The following is a 1,020-nucleotide window of genomic DNA, read 5'->3' as shown; positions in this document are numbered from 1 at the left end:
GGTGAACTCGTATCCGCAGTTGCTGAGATAGTTCTGGCATTCGTCCGCCGGGAAGCTGTCGAGCAGTTCTCCGATGGTCGTCCAGAGCGCCTCCTTGGTGCGAGCAGCAGCCTTGCGCAGCAGCGCCTTGAGCTTGGCAAACACCTGCTCGATCGGGTTCAGGTCGGGCGAGTACGGCGGCAGGTACAGCAGACTGGCGTCAGCCGCACGGATGGTTTCGCGGATCCCTGCCACCTTGTGAGCCGCCAGGTTGTCGAGCACCACCACGTCACCGGGCTTGAGTTCTGGTGCCAGCACCTGCTCCACGTAGGCGCGGAACACCTCACCGGTCATGGGCCCATCCAGCACCATCGGGGCGATCACGCCGCTGGCGCGCAGGCCCGCCACAAAGGTGGTGATCTTCCAGTGACCCCATGGCGTGGCGTCCACCAAGCGTTCCCCTCGAGGGCAGCGCCCGTAACGGCGCACCATGTTGGTGGATGTGCCGGTCTCGTCCAGAAAGACAAAGCGGGCCGGATCCATAAAGCGCTGCCACACGCGCCAGTGCTGTCGCTCGTGTGCCACGTCCGGGCGATCCTGCTCGGCGGCTCTCAGGCTCTTTTTTTATGCGTCAGATCAGCTCGCCTGAGCCAGCGGCTGATGGTGGAGGTCGCCCCCACCATGATGCCGTGCCGGTACAGCTCGGCCTGGATCTCCTTCAGTGAGATGTCGGCTTTGTTCTCCAGGAGAGCGCGCACGAGCGCCCCATGCGGCTCAAGGATGGGACGACGGTGCCCGCCAAAGCGGGCCGGCGCCGGACTGCCACTCTGGCGAAAGCGCCGCATCAGTTTGACTGCCGCAGAGGGGCTCACCTCAAAGCGCAGGGCCGCCTGGCGGATGGACGATCCACCTTCCACCGCACGCACGACCCGCTCACGCAAGTCTCGGGACAGAGGAGCTGGCATAGGACGCCTCCCGGCCGACCACAACCAGCCCTATGGAGTCAGCTATCCCGATTCCACGCAACCGCTGCACGCTCTA

General features: G+C 64.9%; 1 protein-coding gene. It reads right to left on the bottom strand.

Annotated elements, in window-relative coordinates; all coding sequences use genetic code 11:
* Positions 1–944 (bottom strand): IS630 family transposase gene (locus tag AC0QTX_RS27470; protein WP_474606959.1). Its coding sequence is split into 2 segments (ribosomal slippage), with 942 coding nucleotides annotated over them: positions 1–603 and positions 606–944; the frame shifts between segments, so codons are not numbered across the junction. This gene is flagged as partial in the annotation.
* Positions 945–1,020: the final 76 nt, after the last annotated feature.

The sequence above is a fragment of the Microvirga sp. jy35 genome, assembly GCF_056148915.1.
Note: the sequence above shows the minus strand (reverse complement) of the source record. Positions and strands in the feature narration are given on the sequence as shown.